The sequence below is a fragment of the Vibrio sp. 2304 genome, from assembly GCF_033339475.1.
GTDB classification, from domain to species: domain Bacteria; phylum Pseudomonadota; class Gammaproteobacteria; order Enterobacterales; family Vibrionaceae; genus Vibrio; species Vibrio alginolyticus.
The window spans coordinates 1-608 of record NZ_JAWOUQ010000083.1 but is presented as its reverse complement, the minus strand read 5'-3'; the positions used below and the strand labels follow the sequence as shown (position 1 = coordinate 608).

General features: G+C 52.1%; 1 pseudogene. It reads right to left on the bottom strand.

What is annotated here, in order from left to right:
* A pseudogene (locus R7P64_RS24375) lies at window positions 1–386 on the bottom strand (biotin synthase); the annotation flags it as partial.
* Window positions 387–608 lie beyond the last annotated feature (222 nt).

Sequence of the window (608 nt, the reverse complement as noted above, 5' to 3'; positions counted from 1 at the left end):
ATACAGGACTCCAGCCCCAGCGCCTTCACCCCTTTCACAATCTGCTCCAGGTAAGGCATATCGCGGTCATTGGGGTTTTTCCACGCCGCGCCCATGCAGAAGCGGGTGGAGCCGGCGTTTTTCGCCTGGCGCGCTGATTCCAGCACCTACTCAACCTCCATCAGGCGCTCGGCTTCGAGGCCGGTTTTGTAGCGTGCGCTCTGCGGGCAATATTTACAATCTTCCGGGCAGGCGCCGGTTTTGATCGACAGCAGGGTGCTGACCTGCACCTGGCGCGGATCAAAGTGTTGACGATGGATTTGCTGTGCTTCGAATAGCAGATCGATCAGCGGTTTATTAAATAATTCCGTTACTTGCGACATTGTCCAGCGAGGTTGGTGAGCCATTTTCCTCTCCAAAAGGTCGTACACTTCCTATTTCACACAGCCTCTTTGTTGGCGGCACTCGCGCCTCCCAGTCACATAGTGAACTATGCTCCTGGGGATGTTCTCGCTTGCCGCCTCGATGCTGCGCGAAATATTTTGTGTACGTTTCATTGTAAGTAAGTTCAGTGTAGACTTGTAAACCTAAATGTTTTCAAAATGGTTTACAAGTCGCTTATGACACTG